Source organism: Crystallibacter permensis (genome assembly GCF_025960875.1).
Lineage (GTDB): Bacteria > Actinomycetota > Actinomycetes > Actinomycetales > Micrococcaceae > Crystallibacter > Crystallibacter permensis.
In genome coordinates, this window is the sequence record NZ_JAODLR010000006.1 from 144,710 (window position 1) to 161,569 (window position 16,860).

10 protein-coding genes are annotated in these 16,860 nt (G+C 63.1%); 2 read left to right on the top strand and 8 right to left on the bottom strand.

Annotation, left to right across the window (positions count from 1 at the left end):
* Positions 1-15: 15 nt before the first annotated feature.
* The 5 genes from B0G38_RS09475 to B0G38_RS09495 are packed head-to-tail and all read right to left on the bottom strand — an operon-like array spanning position 16 to position 5,343.
* Positions 16-1,224 (bottom strand): glycosyltransferase, encoded by a 1,209-nt coding sequence (locus B0G38_RS09475; RefSeq protein ID WP_264669208.1) that lies wholly within the window; start codon positions 1,222-1,224, stop codon positions 16-18.
* 6 nt (positions 1,225-1,230) lie between these two features.
* Positions 1,231-2,256, bottom strand: a complete 1,026-nt coding sequence (locus B0G38_RS09480; RefSeq protein WP_264669209.1) for a Gfo/Idh/MocA family protein — start codon at positions 2,254-2,256, stop codon at positions 1,231-1,233.
* A gap of 3 nt (positions 2,257-2,259) precedes the next feature.
* Positions 2,260-3,354: a DegT/DnrJ/EryC1/StrS family aminotransferase gene (locus tag B0G38_RS09485; RefSeq protein ID WP_264669210.1), complete on the bottom strand. Its 1,095-nt coding sequence runs from the start codon at positions 3,352-3,354 to the stop codon at positions 2,260-2,262.
* Positions 3,355-3,993 (bottom strand): acyltransferase, encoded by a 639-nt coding sequence (locus B0G38_RS09490; protein WP_264669211.1) that lies wholly within the window; start codon positions 3,991-3,993, stop codon positions 3,355-3,357. It abuts the gene before it with no gap.
* A 60-nt stretch (positions 3,994-4,053) separates the two neighbouring features.
* Positions 4,054-5,343 (bottom strand): nucleotide sugar dehydrogenase, encoded by a 1,290-nt coding sequence (locus B0G38_RS09495; protein WP_264669212.1) that lies wholly within the window; start codon positions 5,341-5,343, stop codon positions 4,054-4,056.
* A gap of 190 nt (positions 5,344-5,533) precedes the next feature.
* Here B0G38_RS09495 and B0G38_RS09500 point away from each other — a divergent pair, with 190 nt between their 5' ends.
* Positions 5,534-9,466, top strand: coding sequence for an FtsK/SpoIIIE domain-containing protein (locus tag B0G38_RS09500; RefSeq protein ID WP_264669213.1), 3,933 nt, complete (start codon positions 5,534-5,536; stop codon positions 9,464-9,466).
* A gap of 12 nt (positions 9,467-9,478) precedes the next feature.
* On the opposite strand, the gene B0G38_RS09505 is transcribed toward B0G38_RS09500, so the two are convergent.
* Positions 9,479-9,901, bottom strand: coding sequence for a hypothetical protein (locus B0G38_RS09505; RefSeq protein ID WP_319801238.1), 423 nt, complete (start codon positions 9,899-9,901; stop codon positions 9,479-9,481).
* Positions 9,902-10,164: 263 nt separating this feature from the next.
* On the opposite strand from B0G38_RS09505, the gene B0G38_RS09510 reads away from it, so the two are divergent.
* Positions 10,165-10,413, top strand: coding sequence for a WhiB family transcriptional regulator (locus tag B0G38_RS09510; protein WP_026818945.1), 249 nt, complete (start codon positions 10,165-10,167; stop codon positions 10,411-10,413).
* Between the two features lie 61 nt (positions 10,414-10,474).
* Here B0G38_RS09510 and B0G38_RS09515 read toward each other — a convergent pair whose 3' ends face one another.
* Together B0G38_RS09515 and B0G38_RS09520 are read right to left on the bottom strand one after the other, a co-directional pair.
* Positions 10,475-11,953 (bottom strand): sensor histidine kinase, encoded by a 1,479-nt coding sequence (locus tag B0G38_RS09515; protein WP_264669214.1) that lies wholly within the window; start codon positions 11,951-11,953, stop codon positions 10,475-10,477.
* Between the two features lies 1 nt (position 11,954).
* Positions 11,955-16,787: an NAD-glutamate dehydrogenase gene (locus B0G38_RS09520; protein WP_264669215.1), complete on the bottom strand. Its 4,833-nt coding sequence runs from the start codon at positions 16,785-16,787 to the stop codon at positions 11,955-11,957.
* Between the last annotated feature and the right edge of the window lie 73 nt (positions 16,788-16,860).

The window sequence follows — 16,860 nt, forward strand, 5'->3', positions numbered from 1 at the left end:
CCCGGGCAAGCCCGTTCAGTGTCGGTCCCGTCCGGCTGCGCAGGCAACAGCATCAGCCGCGCGTGTCCCGACGCGGCGCAGTGAGTAGTTCTGCTCAACCCAGCTCGACAGCCGGCGGCGTTCGTCCTGGTCCGCGGGCTGCTCCAACACTTCGCTCATGGCGGCTGCCACGGCTCCTGCGTCCCAGTCGACGCTGTGTCCCAGCGAATTTTCCGCGACGATCGCGCGCAGCGGGCCCACGCCGGAGTAGATGACCGGTGCGCCGCAGGCCAGGCTGGCAAAGGCCTTGGTGGCGAACGCGAAGTCATAGCCCCGTGCCGGCCGGACGGAAGCCAGCCCGGCTGCTGCCCGGCTCATCGCTGCAGCTATCTCCTCGCCGCCGGCCACGCCCATGAAGCGGATGCGGTTCCCGGCCGGAGCTGCCCTGCGTTTGAGCTCTTCAAGCTCCACGCCCTGCCCGTACATCAGCAACCGGACTTCCGGACGGCTGTCCAATATCTTCAGGAAGCCGTCCACGAAAACGCCGGCGCCCTGGATCTCGGACATGGTGCCCGCGTAAACGAACGTTGCCGGACCGGTGGTCACTTCCTGCCGCTCCGCGCCCTGCGGTGCAAAGGTGTCGGTGTCGATTCCCGTGCCGACTTCGGTCACGGCGGCACGGCCGTCCGTCAGTTCCCGAACGGCATCGCTGACGCCGGATGAAACGCTGAGCACTCCTGTTGCCCCGGAAAGCACCCATTTCTCTCCGGCGCGCAGCACTTTGACCACAACCGGATTCACGCCGATCCCCGCGGCCGCATTCGAGCTGACGTCGGCGGCAAAATAAATGTACGGCCGGCGCCGTAGCCACGAGGCCACGCGGACCACCACGCCAGTGGTGGGGGGCGGCTCCACCAGCACGGCGTCAAAGCTTCGTGCTGCCAGCAGGCGGAAAAACAGCGGGATATCAAAACTGGCGTACTGCACGTAGCCTCGGACGGCACCGGTTTTGTCGCGCAGTACCGGCCAGCGTTTCAGCTTGGCGGTCCGTGCTGCCGGCGTGCCCGCCATACTGCGGGACGCAGCGGCACCGCGGGCAGAGCCGCCGGAGTCCTTCGGAGCCCGGGTGGTCAGCACAGTGACGTCGTGCCCGGCTTCGACCAGTGCCCGGACGGTAGCCGCAAGCCGGTAGGCTGCGGCCCCCGCTTCCGGGGCATAGATCCGGGTAGCGACCAGGATACGCACGCCCGGTCAGTCCTGCAGCCGGATGGTCCTGGCCTCGCGGCTGGAGTCCACCATGGCTTCGGCAACGCGCAGGGTGTTCAGGCCCTCGCGCATGGTGACGATCTGCGCGGCAGGCGTTTCCGGGGCCGTCGAAGATTCTCCGCGGGCCGCCAGCACTGCGTCGCGGAAGGCTTCGTGTTCCACCTTCAGCGGCTCCCGTTTCGGGATGGCCAGGCGTGTGACATTGCCTTCGGAGACGCCGCGGAAGTTGGCCACGGAGTCCCACTGCGTGCTGATGGTGCCGTTTTCGTAGAAGGTCAGGTCAGCGGTGAGCGTATCGGCGAGGAAGGATCCGCGTTCGCCGGTGACAACCGTGACGCGTTCCTTCATGGGCGAGAGCCAGTTGACCAGATGGCTGGTGATAATGCCGTTGGCCAGCTGCCCGGTGGCAGCAACCATGTCCTCGTGCTCGCGTCCGGACCGGGTGGTCGCGCGGGCGCTGACTGACTGGTATTCGCTTTGTGCCAGCCAAGCCGTGAGGTCGATATCGTGCGTGCCCAGGTCCTTGATCACTCCGACGTCGGCGATTCGCGCCGGAAACGGTCCCTGCCGGCGGGTGGCGATCTGGTAGACGGTTCCCAGGTCGGCGTTTTCCAGCCGCGCACGCAGCGACTGCAGGGCGGGGTTGTAGCGTTCGATATGTCCGACGGCGCCGACCAGGCCTTTGGCCTCGAAGGCCTCGGCCAAGCGCAGACCGCCGTCGACGGTGGAGGCGATCGGCTTCTCGATCAGGGTGTGGATGCCGGCCTCGGCCAAGGCCAGGCCGACCTCCTCATGCAGCCCGGTGGGTACCGCGCAGACCACCATGTCCAGCCCATGGGCGATGAGTTCTTCCACGGTGTTCCGAAGCGGCATGTCCGCGGCCACCCCATGCGGATCACCGTAGGCATCCGCCACGGCGACTAGTTCGACCCCGTCGGTTTCGCCCAGCACGCGGGCATGGTGGCGGCCCATCATGCCCAGCCCGATCAGGCCGGCCCGTAGTTTGACCATCGCTTACGCACCTGCCTTGGCCAGCGCGTTGACCGCGGTGACGATGCGGTCCAGATCCTCGGCGTCCAGTGACGGGTGGACCGGTAGCGAGAGCACTTCGCGCGAGGCCTGCTCGGTGTGCGGCAGGTCCGCGTCCCGGTTGAAGGACGGAAGCCGGTGGTTCGGGATGGGGTAATAGACGCCGGAACCGATGTTGTATTCCTCCCTCAGTGCGGCGGCAAAACGGTCCCGCTCCCCCGCCGGCACCCGGACGGTGTACTGGTGGTAGACGTGCTCGGCGCCGTCGGCCACCGCCGGCGTGCCCACTCCGTCGAGGTTGCCGGTCAGGAACGCGGCGTTGGCCTGGCGGCGTTCGGTCCAGCCGCCTACCTTCCTCAGCTGCACCCGCCCGATAGCGGCATGCAGATTGGTCATCCGGGCGTTGAAGCCGACGAGTTCGTTCTCGTACTGGCGTTCCATGCCCTGGTTCCGCAGCAGCCGCAGCCGCCGCGCGACGCCGTCGTCAGCGGTGGAGACCATCCCTCCTTCCCCTGAAGTCATGTTCTTCGTCGGGTACAGGCTGAACATGGCAAACGTGCCGAAGGTGCCGACCTTCTTCCCGTTCAGGGCGGCGCCGTGGGCCTGGGCTGCGTCCTCGAACAACGCAAGCCCGCGGGAGCTGGCCAGCGCGCCGAGGTCATCCATGTTGGCCGGATGCCCGTACAGGTGGACGGGCATGATGGCCTTGGTCCGCTCGGTCAGGACCGCTTCGGCAGCTGCCGCGGACAGGCAGTAATGGTCAGGTTCGATATCAGCGAAAACCGGAGTTGCCCCGGCAAGCGCCACTGAGTTTGCCGTGGCCGCGAAGGTGAAGGACGGCACGATGACTTCGTCGCCCGGACCGATGCCGGCCGCCAGCAGGCCCAGATGCAGCCCCGAGGTACCGGAATTCACCGCGACTGCTGCGCGGCCGTCCAGCAGGACCGAGGAAAACTCCTCTTCGAAAGAAGCCACTTCGGCGCCCTGGGCCAGCATGCCGGAGACCAGCACCGCGTCGACGGCCGCCCGTTCATCCTCGCCGACGATCGGCTTGGCTGCCGGAATAAAGTCCTTGCTCAATTAGCTCTCCTCGTTTGCCGGGTCCGCGTGGGCGCCGGCGGATCCGGTTTCCCGCAGCGTTCCGCCCTCTTCGATGTAGGTTGCCCCGGTCTCGGGACATACCCACGAAAGCGGGTCGCCGCCGTCGTTCTGCCGCAGCGGGTGGCCTGCCCGGCCCACCCAGCCAATCCGCTTGGCCGGAACGCCGGCCATCAGCGCGAACGCCGGGACGTCCTTGGTCACTACGGCGCCGGCCGCGACGGTCGCCCATTGCCCGATGGTCACCGGGGCCACACACACTGCACGGGCACCGATCGAGGCGCCGTCTTCAATGGTCACGCCCACCGGAGTCCAGTCATCGGCACTCTTCAGGGAACCGTCCGGGCCCACCGAACGGGGGTAGGTGTCATTGGTCAGCACCACGGCCGGGCCGATGAAGACCCCGCGGCCCAGCCGCGCCGGTTCGTAGACCAGGGCGTAGTTCTGGATCTTGGTGTTGTCCCCGATCTCTACGCCGGTGCCGATATAGGCGCCCCTGCCCACGATGCAGTCCGTCCCCAGCACCGCGTCCTCGCGGACCTGAGCCAGATGCCATACCTTGGTTCCGTCGCCCAGCCGCGCGCGGTCCGAGACGTCCGCCGTCTCAGCGATGAAGCTCACAGGTGACTCCTTTCCCTGGCGGTGCCGGCCGCCGTCGTTATCTTGATCGTCCGCAACCGCTCAGGCCTTGCCGATGACACGGTAGGTCACGCCGGGCCACTGCTCGGAGGAACTGATCCGCCGGCCGTCGATGAAAACCTTGACGCCGGGCAAGTCCGCCGGCCCGAGATCCCGGTATACGGCATGGTTGGCCTGCACCACGGCAGCGTCGGCGGGCTCGCCCAATTGGTAGGGGGCAAATCCCAGCTGCGCCAGTTCCTCGTCGCTGTAGAGCGGATCGTGGACCAGCGCCTTGCCGCCGCGGGCCGTAATCGCTTCCACGGCACCGAACACACCGGAGAACGCCGTTTCTTTCACCCCGCCCCGGTAGGCAGCACCAAGTACGACGACGCGCGCGCCGGCCAAATCGCCAAAGGCCCCTTCCAGGAGCCCGATGGTGTAATCAGGCATGCCGGCATTTGCCTCGCGGGCTGCGCGGACCACGGTTGCCTCCGGGTCATTCCAGAGATACAGCCGCGGATATACCGGAATGCAGTGCCCTCCCACGGCAATGCCGGGCTGGTGGATGTGGCTGTAGGGCTGTGAGTTCGACGCCTCAATTACCCGGTAGATGTCGATCCCGGCTGTGGCAGCGTAACGCGCAAACTGGTTGGCCAGTCCGATATTGACATCGCGGTACGTCGTCTCGGCCAGCTTCGCCAGCTCGGATGCCTCGGCGGAGCCCAGGTCCCAGACGCCGTTGGGCCGGGGCAGATCGGGACGCTCGTCGAAGTCCAGCACAGCTTCGTAGAACTCTGTGGCCTTGGCGGCACCGGCTTCGGACAGGGCGCCGATCAGCTTGGGGTACTTGCGCAGATCCTCAAACACCCGCCCCGTCAACACCCGCTCCGGGGAAAAGACCAGATGGAAGTCCGTACCCTCGCTCAGCCCCGATCCTTCCTCCAGCATCGGCTTCCACCGGGTGCGGGTGGTACCGACCGGCAGCGTCGTTTCGTAGGAAACCAGCGTGCCGGACCGTAAATGCCGCGCCAGCTCCGCCGTCGCCGCATCCATCCAGCCAAAGTCAGGGCGTGCCTGGTCGTCAACGAACAAGGGAACCACCAGGACGACGGCGTCCGCCTCCGGCACCGCGTCGGCATAGCTGGTGGTGGCCCGCAGCCGGCCTGACGGAACCAGCTCGGCAAGCTTTTCCTGCAGGTGCGCCTCGCCCGGAAAGGGCTCCTGTCCGGCATTGATCTTCGCCACCACGTCGGCATTCACGTCAACGCCGAGAACTTCGTGCCCCTTGGATGCGAACTGGACAGCCAGCGGCAGACCGATCTTTCCCAAAGCTATGACAGCTATCTTCACCAGAGGGGAACCTTTTCTCATCTCTCGAATCTCCCGCCATACGGCGGCCCACGTCCAAGCGTATCGCTTCTGGGCCCGTCGCTTTGGATTGAACGTTCGTTATCCACAGGCAGGTGCAGCACGCAAGCGCAAGCCCCGTCCAGCGGCCTATGGTGCTGGTGAACGACACGTCAGCCGTCAAGGAAAGCCGATGCCCCTGCACCTCACGCTTGCCGCCGCAGAAGGTCTGCCCGAATCCACGGCCCGCTGGATTGCCGACCATCGCGAAATCGTCGTCGAAAGCAGCGGAACCTCGTCAGGGAGCGTCCTGGCGACGTGGCTGCAGGATCAGCTTGGGAGTAGTCAGCTGGTGCTGAGCATTGGCGGCGAGCCGTTGGAAGGCCTGAGGACCCACAGCTTCCCGCTGGTGAACGGTGCCGTTGTGGTCTGCAGCGTCGCGGCTGCGTTCCGGCCCCGGCATCGGTCGTCCATTTCGGACCCCCGCGGTGCAGGCGTCGCCTCAGGTGGTGCAGCTGGCATCACTTTGGCAGTGACGGGAGGACCGGACTCAGGCCGGATATTCGAACTCCCGCGAGGAAACCATTCAATTGGCCGGGAAGGCTGCGCCGTGGGCATAGATGACCCGGCGCTGTCGCGAAAGCATGCAGTGCTCAGCATCACCGAGCGCGAGATCTGTATTACGGATCTCGGGTCCGCCAACGGCATCGAGGTGGACGGAAACGCGAGGAAGTCCTCCGCGTTGACGTCCGGGATGGGTATCGGGGCGGGCAACAGCAGGCTCTCGTTGTGGGTGGGCAGCGAACCGCCCGAAGCACTCACCCCTGACGAGGACCTTGCAGCACCGGTGCCGGTTAATGCACGGGCGCCGGAGGGCCGAGGAAAAATGACCCTGCTGCTGGCGGGGCTCCCGCTGGTAGCGGGTGTGGCCCTGGCTGTACTGACCGGAATGTGGTTCTTCCTCGCGTTCAGTGGCCTGTCCCTGCTGACGGCTGCCATTCCTTATGCGGCGGGAAAATCGCAGCGCAAACGCTTCAAGGCGGCCGTGGACCGGGCCGTTGCACACGACGCCGTGCGGCGCTTTCTGAGCGCACCGGATCCGGCGAGATTGTTGTACGGCGTGCTTCTGGGCGAGCCTCTTCCCGTCACGCCGGCGAGGCCGGAGCATCTGTGGCTTCGCCTCGGGACAGCAGAAGACACGCCGAAGATCGAATTTCCTGCTGGAACGGACAACCGGGAGCTGCCGGCCTTGCCTGGGTTGCCGGTGGCATTTGATCTGATGGCGGAGCGCAGCATCGTCTTCAGGGGCAGCAATGGCGCGCTGCACCGGATGCTCAATTCCTGCTTACTGCAGCTGGGTGCCCGGGCTCTACGTTCGCGGTTTCGGGTAATCTGCTTCGGCGATCCGCAGTCACTGCCTGCAGCGGCACGGTTCCTCCCGAGCACAGCGCTCTGCAGCCGTCCCGGTGCGCTTGCCGAGCTACTGGGGTCCGCTCCGGATGAAGCGGTCGTACTGATCGTCGGCCGGCCGGATGAAGCCGAGTCCGTCCTGGAGGGACTTGAAAACCCGCCTGCAGTGCTCTGGTTCGCAGGCGGAGCCGATGTCGGCCTACGGATCGAACTGTCTTTCCAGCAGGGCTTGCTGCACGAGGGCTCGGACCGGCGTGGTTTCGTGCCGGACCTCGTTTCAGACCAGACACTTGAGCGGTTCGCTCGCTTGTCTGCGGCCGCCGTACCAAGCGGCACCGACGCCGTGCTGGCCGGGCTTCCGGACATGTGTGCGCTGGAGTCCCTTCTACCGCGGACTTCCACGGGCCCACGATGGGCCGTCAATGCATCGGTACACGGGCTGCGTGCCGTACTGGGCGTCGGCGAGTACGGCCCGCTCGAACTTGACCTGACCGTTGACGGTCCCCATCTGCTCGTCGCCGGCACTACCGGTTCAGGCAAATCGGAACTGCTTCGGTCGCTGGTCCTCGGTCTGGCGCACCGGCACCCGCCGCAGAAGGTTCACTTCCTCCTGGTGGATTTCAAAGGAGGAGCAGGGCTCGGGCTCCTCTCGGACTTACCGCACAGCATCGGCCTCCTGACAGACCTTTCCGCGGAGAACGTCAACCGCGCCCTCCTCTGGCTGCGGGCCGAGGTACAGCGGCGCGAAACGGAATTAGCTGGCTTGGGGGCAACGGACATCAGCGAATGCCGGCCTGGCGTACTGCCGCGGCTCGTCGTCGTCATTGATGAATTCCGGATGCTCGCCGACGAGGTGCCGCGGGCAGTTCCGGAACTCATGCGAATAGCAGCGTTGGGAAGGTCGCTCGGCGTCCACCTGGTGATGGCAACACAGCGGCCGCAAGGCGCCATCACCTCCGATATCCGCGCCAACGTCACGACGGCGATCGCCTTGCGTGTGCAGACAGCGCTGGAGTCGTCCGATGTGATCGACTCACCCGCCGCGGCCGCCATCGATGTCGGTTCACCGGGACGAGCCTTCCTAAGGACCGGATCAGGAGCACCGTACGAATTCCAGTCAGCCTCAGCGACAGTCCGCAGCATCGGGACGGACTTTTTGGCGATGAGCCTTGAGGACTGGCTTGAGCGGGGAAACGATCTGCCTACTGAAGACGGTGAAGGTAACGTTGCCTGCCGGCAGACGTGGTCCCCTGCCCTTGACCCTGCCAAGGCTCTCGTCGAGGAACTGCGCGGTGCCGCTGCCGCGACGCAGCTGCCCGAACCCCTCCGCCAGTTGACGCCCCCGTTGCCGGATGTCATCGTTCCGGAGGATCTCGTATCAGGGAATGCTGGCACTGGCGCCGTGGATCTGGGACTGCTGGATCTACCGGAGGAACAGTGTCAGCGCGTCCTCCGGTGGCACCCTGAGAAGGACGGACATCTAGCTATTGTCGGTGTGGACGGCAGCGGAGCCTTGGAGCTGGTCTGTGCTCTGTCCGCGTCGCTACTCGCCGGAGATCCGGAACGCCATTGCTACGTACTTGACGGGGATGGCTCGCTGGTTGCATTGGCAGGAGCCGGACGGACGGGTGCATACACCGGCCCCCAAGACGTCGAACGTGCCGCACGTCTCCTGCGCAAGCTCGCCGATGTGGTCGCTGACCGTCTTGGCCGTCTGTCGGCTGCCGCACCCATCGGGTCTAGACCTGCCCCAATTCCTCTGGTGGTCCTTGTCACCGGGTGGGGCCGTTGGGCCTCTGCCTTTCGGAACAGCCGCCTCGCCTGGGCAGAGGAGTGTGTACAGGACATTGCCAGGGACGGCGCCAGGACGTCTGTCATCCTAGTGATGTCCGGGGAACGGGAACTCATGACCGGCAGGTATTTCGGGCTGCTGGGCAACAAGCTCTTCCTTCCGGCCGGCAGCAGCCCGGAGAACCTTATGTCCTGGCCGAAACTCCCGCCGATGGAATTCGTTGCCGGCCGCGCCATGGTCCAAGGACGGATCGGCGCTAAATCCCCGGCCGTTGCCCAGTTGTTGAGCGCCGGTGTCCGCCTTCCGCCATTGCCGCCTCGAAGCCGCCCGTTCAAGGTGGAGCCGCTGCCTGCGTGCATCGGCCTCTCTTGCCTGCCGGAAGCTATCCTGCCCGATGACAAGCATCTCGTCATCGGCGTCGAAGGCGATGAACTGGAAGCATCGTTCGTGAAGATAGTCCCCGGAGAGGCCTTGCTGGTCCTCGGTCGGGCCGGGAGCGGCAAAACCAACTTACTCCAGGTTCTGAATCGCCAGTCCACCGGACAGTTCCGGTGCCATTGGCCGCCGGCCGGAATTGAGCCAGAGCGGTTCTGGGAAGAGCTGGATATCGGGGGACCCGGTGCCTTGATGCTCGTCGATGACGCCCACAGGTTGGGTCCGACAGCACAACGGCGCCTCACTGAATTGGTCGCGGCAGGCGCTGCCGCGGTTGTGACCGCTGTTCCGGGCCCAACGTTGCTGCAGCAGGTCCCGCTGGCCTCCGCGGCGCGGGTCACCGGAACAGGCATGGTGCTTTCGCCGCAATCTCCAAGCGACGGCGATTTTTTCGGGATCCGGCTTGACCAGTCACAGTCCCCGCCAGGGCGGGCCTGGTCAATCCAGAGTGGCCGGAACGTGACGCTGCAAATAGCCTTCGCAGATTGAGGCAAGTCCCGGTTATAGAGCCGTCGGCGCGGCCCCCTTGGTCAGGAATTCCGTCACCGGACGGGTAAATATCAGCAGCATCACCACGGCGGCCGGCAACAGCAACGCCAGCCCGGGACCGAGCAGTCCTCCGGAGAGAGTGGGCACCGCGATGACAATGATAAACAGCTGCCACACCAGGGCTGCGGCTCTCGTCCATCGGTAGCCGCGAAAAAGAAAATGGCCTACGGCCAGAAGCCACCCGGCAAGGAGCACCAACAGCACTAGTTGGAACACGGCTCCGCCGAAGGAGGTCGGCGTTTGCGTCAGTAAGCCGTAGACGAACCACCCCGCGACCGCCAAAAGTGCCAGTGCCTCCAGGACGACAACTCCGGCGATGACGATGATCGCAATCGGACGCTTGATAGGTGCTGAAGAGGCCGGAGGTATTGACACATAGGCACCCTACCTTAGATAGTCGGTACTCAGCCGGTTGCCATAAATCAGAGCAAAAGCGGCATCGTATCAAGCCTGTGATGAATGACTCACGTTCCTGAACGATTAAGTCAGCAGAACCCCTTGTTTACACGGATTTAACGTGAAACTCTTGATCTGAAGCGAACGGGGGCCATCAGAGCCCCCTTTACTATGAGTCCGTTCGTGAACGTTTTCACAAGAGAATTCCATCGGACCCCATTTAAAAGGAGTATGTGATCAGCATGGATTGGCGTAGCCGCGCGGCGTGCCTCGACAAGGACCCGGAGCTGTTTTTCCCCGTGGGAAACACCGGTCCGGCGCTGCTCCAGATCGAGGAAGCAAAGAGCGTTTGCCGGCGCTGCCCCGTGATCGACACTTGCCTCCAGTGGGCGCTTGAGTCCGGTCAGGATGCCGGCGTCTGGGGCGGCATGAGCGAAGACGAGCGCCGTGCTCTCAAACGCCGGGCTGCACGGGCCCGCCGCGCTTCCTGAATCGCAGTGCCTAGGCAAGAGGCCGTCACCCAAAAGGTGGCGGCCTCTCCTATGCCCGGACTCAACGAGGGATCGTAGGGTCGAGGATCAGTTCGATGTTGACGCACGTTCCACCGCCCTCCCTCGGGCTCCACTCAATGGTTCCGCCCAGCTCACTGGTAACCAGTGTCCGCACAATCTGCAGACCGAGACCGTCGCTCTTGGCCTCTTCGGGCAACCCGACGCCATCATCGGCGATGGTGACTTTGAGGAGTTCCGTCTCCGCTTCGCTGGGCTCCCGCTCAGCCGTCAGCCAGACCGTACCCGTCCGGCCGTCCAAGCCATGCTCGACGGCGTTTGTCACCAACTCGTTGATGACCAGCGCGAGCGGCGTTGCAAATTCACTCGGCAGGTCGCCAAAATCGCCGCTGCGTTCGGTGCTGACCGTCTGCGTAGGAGAGGCTACTTCGGCCGAAAGCCGGAACTGCCGCCCGATCAACTCATCGAAATCCACATTCTGCGCTAACCCCTGCGACAATGTCTCATGCACCAGGGCGATGGTAGAAACACGGCGCATGGCCTGCTCCAGCCCCTGTTTTCCTTCCTCACTGACCATCCGCCGTGATTGCATCCTGAGCAGTGCAGCCACGGTCTGCAGGTTGTTCTTGACACGGTGGTGGATTTCCCGGATCGTCGCATCCTTGGAAACCAGTTCCATTTCCCTTCGCCGCAGTTCCGAGACATCCCGGCAAAGCACCAGCGAGCCGAAGCGCTCCTGCTCATTGCGTAGAGGAATGGCTCGAAGGGTCAGGGTTACGCCGCGTGATTCAATTTCAGTCCGCCACGGCATCCGTCCCGTGACGACCAGCGGAAGGGTTTCGTCGACCATCCGGCGGTCTTTGAGCAGCCCCGTCGTGATCTCAGCCAGCGATCGGCCTTCCAGCGATTCCACGTCGCCAAGCCTTCGGAAGGCTGAGACGCCGTTCGGGCTGGCATACTCAACGATTCCCTCGGCGTCCATGCGAATGAGGCCATCGCCAACACGGGGAGCACCTCGGCGTGAGCCCGTGGGCGAGGCGAAATCCGGCCATAGACCGAGTGTGCACATGTGCAGCAGATCATAAGCGCACTGCCGATAGGTCAGTTCCAACCTGGACGGCATCCGGGAACTCGACAAATCCATGTGGGAAGTGACAATGGCCAAAGTCCTGCCATTTCGCACCATGGGTACGGCTTCGACGCGCATGGCCATCTCGGTGGTCCAGTTGGTCTCGCCGGAACGCTCAATGACCTGCGATTCACGGGCAGCGTCAACCAGAGGCTTCAGATCCGCCCGGATACGCTCACCCACGAAGTCGCTGTGGAAGACGGTGTGCGTCGTTGATGGCCGGACGTGCGCCAACGCGACATACCCGCCGTCGGGGGTTGGAAACCATAACGCCAGATCGGCGAACGCCAAATCGGCGATTAGCTGCCAATCCCCTACCAACAGGTGAAGCCACTCCGCGTCCCCCGGCCCAAAATCTGCATAATCCTTTATCGGGTCCGTAAAGATGGCCAAATTAGCTCCGTACGGTCGAACGCATCAGTCGCAGGGCAACTGATAGGGAGGCCATGTCATCATGCTCCAACTGGCTGATTTCCTCGAACATTTTCTTTGCTCGTTCAATGCTCTCGGAATTGGCTTTTACCCACTTCTGCATTCGGTCATCGGCGTCAAGATTCGCTTCTGTGCTCTTCATGACGGCGAGCGTCATATCCGTGATGGTCGAATACAGATCATCACGCATCGCGGCTCGGGCCAGTGCCTGCCACCGGTCTTCGCGCGGCAGTTTAGTAATGCGGTTTAGCAGGGCGTCGACTTCGAACCTGTCGTACACCGCAAAGTAGATCTGCGCAACTGTATCGACCGGTTCCTCAGCGCGGACTGCAATGCGTGCCACATCCAGCAGTCCAAAGCTTTCGAACTGCTCGGCCCACTGATGGGCGATCGTCTCGGGAAGTCCCCACTGCTCGCCCTGCTGCCGCCACTCCTGCACCCGCTTCAGGTCATTGCCGCGCAGGTACTTGACCAGCCTGGTCCGAAGCGGATCAATCAGCGGCTTGAAGGCCGCAATGCCTTCGCCGACCGGAGTGCCGCTGTCGGCATGGTTGACCCACCAGCGCACTGCCCTGTCGAGCAGCCTGCGTATGTCGAGATGGATGGTCGACCAGACCTCGGTCGGGAAATTGGCTGGCAACTGGTTGAGCTGAGCCACCTGCTCGTCCAGTTCGTAGATCTCGCGAAGCGTGACGAACGCTTTGGCGACCGCAGCTTCGTCAACCGATGTCTCTTCCATCACCCGGAAGGCAAAAGTGATGCCCCCCATGTTGATCATGTCGTTGGCGACTACCGTAGCGATGATTTCACGCCGCAACGGATGCAGGGCCAGGTCCGACCCGAACCGCTCGACCAGCGGGACCGGGAAGTAGCCGCGAAGAACTTTGTCGAAGTACGGATCGTCAGCAAGGTTGCTAAGAGTCAGCGCGCGGGTCAGCTCGATTTTGGCGTAGGCGGCGAGGACCGCCAACTCAGGCGATGTCAGACCCTTGCCCTTGTCAATGCGCTCGTGAAGTTCGCTGGTGGTCGGCAGTGCCTCGAGCTCACGGTTGAGTTCGGCTGTCTTTTCCAGCCAGTCCATCAATCGTTCATAACTCGGACTCCACTCGACGACACGTTGACGGTCGTTGAGCAGCAGGACATTCTGGTCGATGTTGTCCTCAAGCACGAGCCGGCCGACCTCGTCGGTCATGGACTGGAGAAGTTGCGTGCGCTCTGCTGCCGGCAGTTTGCCTGCTGCCACCAGTTGGTCGACGAAGACCTTGATGTTGACCTCATGGTCCGAGCAGTCCACACCGGCAGAATTGTCGATGGCATCCGTATTCAAGATGACTCCGTTGAGAGCAGCCTCGATACGGCCTCGCTGGGTCATACCAAGATTGCCGCCCTCGCCGACGACTCTGGCACGCAGGTCTTGTCCGTTGACCCGGATGTTGTCGTTGGCCTTGTCTCCGACCTCCGCGTTGGACTCCGTGGACGCCTTGACGTAAGTACCGATGCCGCCGTTGTACAGCAGATCTACGGGGGCTTGCAAAATAGCGCGCAGCAGTTCCGGCGGGCTGATCGCGGCCATGCTCTCATCCAGTCCTAGAGCCTGACGGACTTCCCGAGAAAGCTCAATCGACTTAATAGACCGGGAATATACCCCGCCTCCCGCGCTGATCAGTGACGTATCGTAGTCGGCCCAGGACGACCGGGGCAGTTCGAACAGTCGCTTACGCTCCGTGTAGGACGATGTCGGATCCGGATTGGGATCCAGGAAAATGTGACGGTGGTCGAAGGCTGCCACGAGGCGAATGTGCTTCGAGAGCAACATGCCGTTGCCGAAGACGTCGCCGCTCATATCGCCTACGCCGGCAACCGTGAAGTCTTCCTGCTGGGTATCGATGCCCAGCTCGCTGAAGTGACGCTTAACCGATTCCCATGCCCCGCGAGCGGTAATGCCCATGGCCTTGTGGTCGTAACCAACGGAACCGCCGGAGGCGAATGCGTCCCCCAGCCAGTGACCATACTCTGCCGATATTTCGTTGGCGATGTCGGAAAAGCTCGCCGTGCCTTTGTCTGCGGCAACAACCAAATACGTGTCATCCCCGTCTAGGCGGACAACGCGTTCGGGTGGGACAACCTGCTGGCCGGCAGGCGTCCGGACAAGATTGTCGGTGATATCGAGCAGACCGCGGATGAATGTCCGGTAGCTCGCTTGGCCTTCTGCCATCCAGGCAGCTCGGTCATTCGCGGGGTCAGGCAGCTGCTTCGCATAGAAGCCGCCCTTGGCACCGGTCGGCACGATGACGGCGTTCTTGACCGTTTGCGCTTTAACCAATCCGAGGATTTCCGTGCGGAAGTCTTCCCTGCGATCGGACCACCGGAGCCCGCCTCGTGCAACTTCGCCGAAGCGCAGGTGCACTCCTTCGACCTGCGGTGAGTAGACCCAGATCTCGAATTTCGGCCGCGGGAACGGTGCTCCTTCGATGGCCTCTGGACGCAGCTTAAAGCTTAAGTAAGGCTTGTTCTGAAAGTAGTTGGTCCGCAAAGTGGCCTCAATGACGTTGGCCAGCGTCCGAAGCACGCGATCCGCGTCCAGAGTCGGAACAGCCTGAAGTCCGTCGGCAAGACTTGCGCGCGCTTGATCGAGGGAAGCTGCCCGGGAGTCCTCGTCCAGGTCGGGATCGAACCGGACCTTGAACAACGTGATCAACGCGTGGGCTACCGCCGCGTTTGCAAGCAAGGTATCGGCGGTAAAACTATACGACCCTGCATAGCCCAACTGCCGCACATACCGGGCGTAGCTGCGCAGCATCGAGACCTCTCGCCAAGGCACCCGTTCCTGCACGACCAGCCGGTCGAACCGGTCGGATTCGCTCCGCCCTGTGACAACGGCGCCAAAGGCGTCCTGCACGAGCCCACCGGTGGCGAGCGGGTCCACTTCAGGCGGATACTTCAGACCCAAATCGTAAAGAAAGAAATCCTCGCCGTCGGCCGTGATGATTTCGAACGGCCGTTCATCCAGAACCTCCAGACCGAGGTTTTGAAAGACTGGCAGAATCTGGCTCAGCGACTGCGGCTCCGGCAAATAGAGTTTGAGTCGGGCGTCCTCGACCTTCGTCTGCACGTCCGCAGGGATGTACACGTGCATGATCGGGCTGACAGCTGCCTTTTCGCTATAGCTCTCGAAGCGCTCGATGTCCTCAAGCGCATCTTCGACCTCATAATCGACGCGGTAACTGGCAGGGAACGCTTCAGCCCACTTCGCCGAAACCTTCTCGGCGTCCTCACCGTCAAACTTCGTCCGCACAATCTGGTCGATGCCCTCCGACCACGACCGTGCCGCAGCCGCCAGCCGCCGCTCAAGGTCCGCGACGTCGATCTGCGGCACTTCGGAACCGTGCTTGAGCCGGATCCGGAAGAACAACCGTGCCAGGGAAGACTCGGTCATCCGGGCTTCATAGTCAATGGCCTTCGCTTCGAAGGTCTTGCGCAGCTCGTCCTGCATCCGCAGTCGTACTGCCGTGGTGTAGCGGTCACGGGGCAGGTAGACCAGTGCTGAAACGAACCTGCCGTACACGTCCTGGCGGAGAAAGAGTCGCGTCTTCCGGCGTTCCTGGAGCCGCAGGATGCCCATGGCAATGTCCGCCAGTTCCTGAGTGCCCATCTGGAATATCTCATCCCGGGGGTACGACTCAAGAATGGAAAGCAGGTCCTTGCCCGAATGCGAGTCCGGCGCGAAACCCGAATGCCTGAGGACTGCGTCGACCTTTTCGCGCACGATGGGAACGCTGCGTACTGAACGGTTGTAAGCGCTGCTGGCAAAGAGGCCGATAAACCTGCGCTCGCCGTTGACGTTGCCCTGAGCATCAAAGCTCTTGACTCCGATGTAGTCCAGGTACGCCGCCCGGTGCACTGTGGAACGTGAATTCGCCTTGGTTATGACCAATGCGCGCTTCTCGCGGGCGCGAGCGCGCCCCTCCTCGGTCAGATGCTGGACATGCCGATCCTCCGGCAGCTCACGCATAATGCCGAGCCCAGTGCCCTCGCGCAGCAACAGCACGTCCTCCCCTGCCTGATTGGCAAGGTCATATTCACGGTATCCCAGGAAAGTGAAGTTTCCGTTGTCCAGCCACTCCAGGAGCTCCTTGGCCTCGTCAAGGTCCGGTATCTCCTCGGCGCCGGCAACAGATTCCAACGATGCGGCAATCTGCCTGACGCGACTGCGCATGGAAGACCAATCCTCCACAGCGACGCGAACGTCTCCAAGCACCTTACGGATTCCATCAATGACCTGCTGTGCCTTCTCGTCGCCGGAGATACGTACAGTCTCCACTGAAATCCAAGACTCGATATGCGAGGCTTTGTCCCCGGTGGCGATGAACTCGGCGAGATTCGGTAACGCGGCGGTGTCGCCACTGGAGGCTCCCAAGTGAGCCGGTACACGTTTAAGCTCTACGAGTTCGTGGCTGGTCCGATCGCGGATGGCAATAAAAGTGGGATGCATGAGCATCCGGATAGCCAGATCCTGGCGCACGATTTCTGCAGTTACGGAATCGACCAGGAACGGCATGTCGTCGGTCGCTATCATGATGACACTGGAATTGCGTTCATTGCGAATGCCGATGACTGCTTGCCCGCTGGGCCGGCTCAGGGCGAGCTCTCGATGCGCCATGGCCCGGGTTTCCAAAGTGTCGCCGCTATAACTTGCAGCATCCTCGGCAGCCAGGTGCTCGTAATAGTTCCCGAGGAAGTCCCCGGGATGCTTGCCTGAAGTGGAAAGATCCGTAGCACTGGATCCTGACGACATGAAAAACGCCTCCGATAGGTGGTCCAAGGCCGCCCCATTGCGGCCACACCTGCAAGCCTAACGCCAGCCGGCC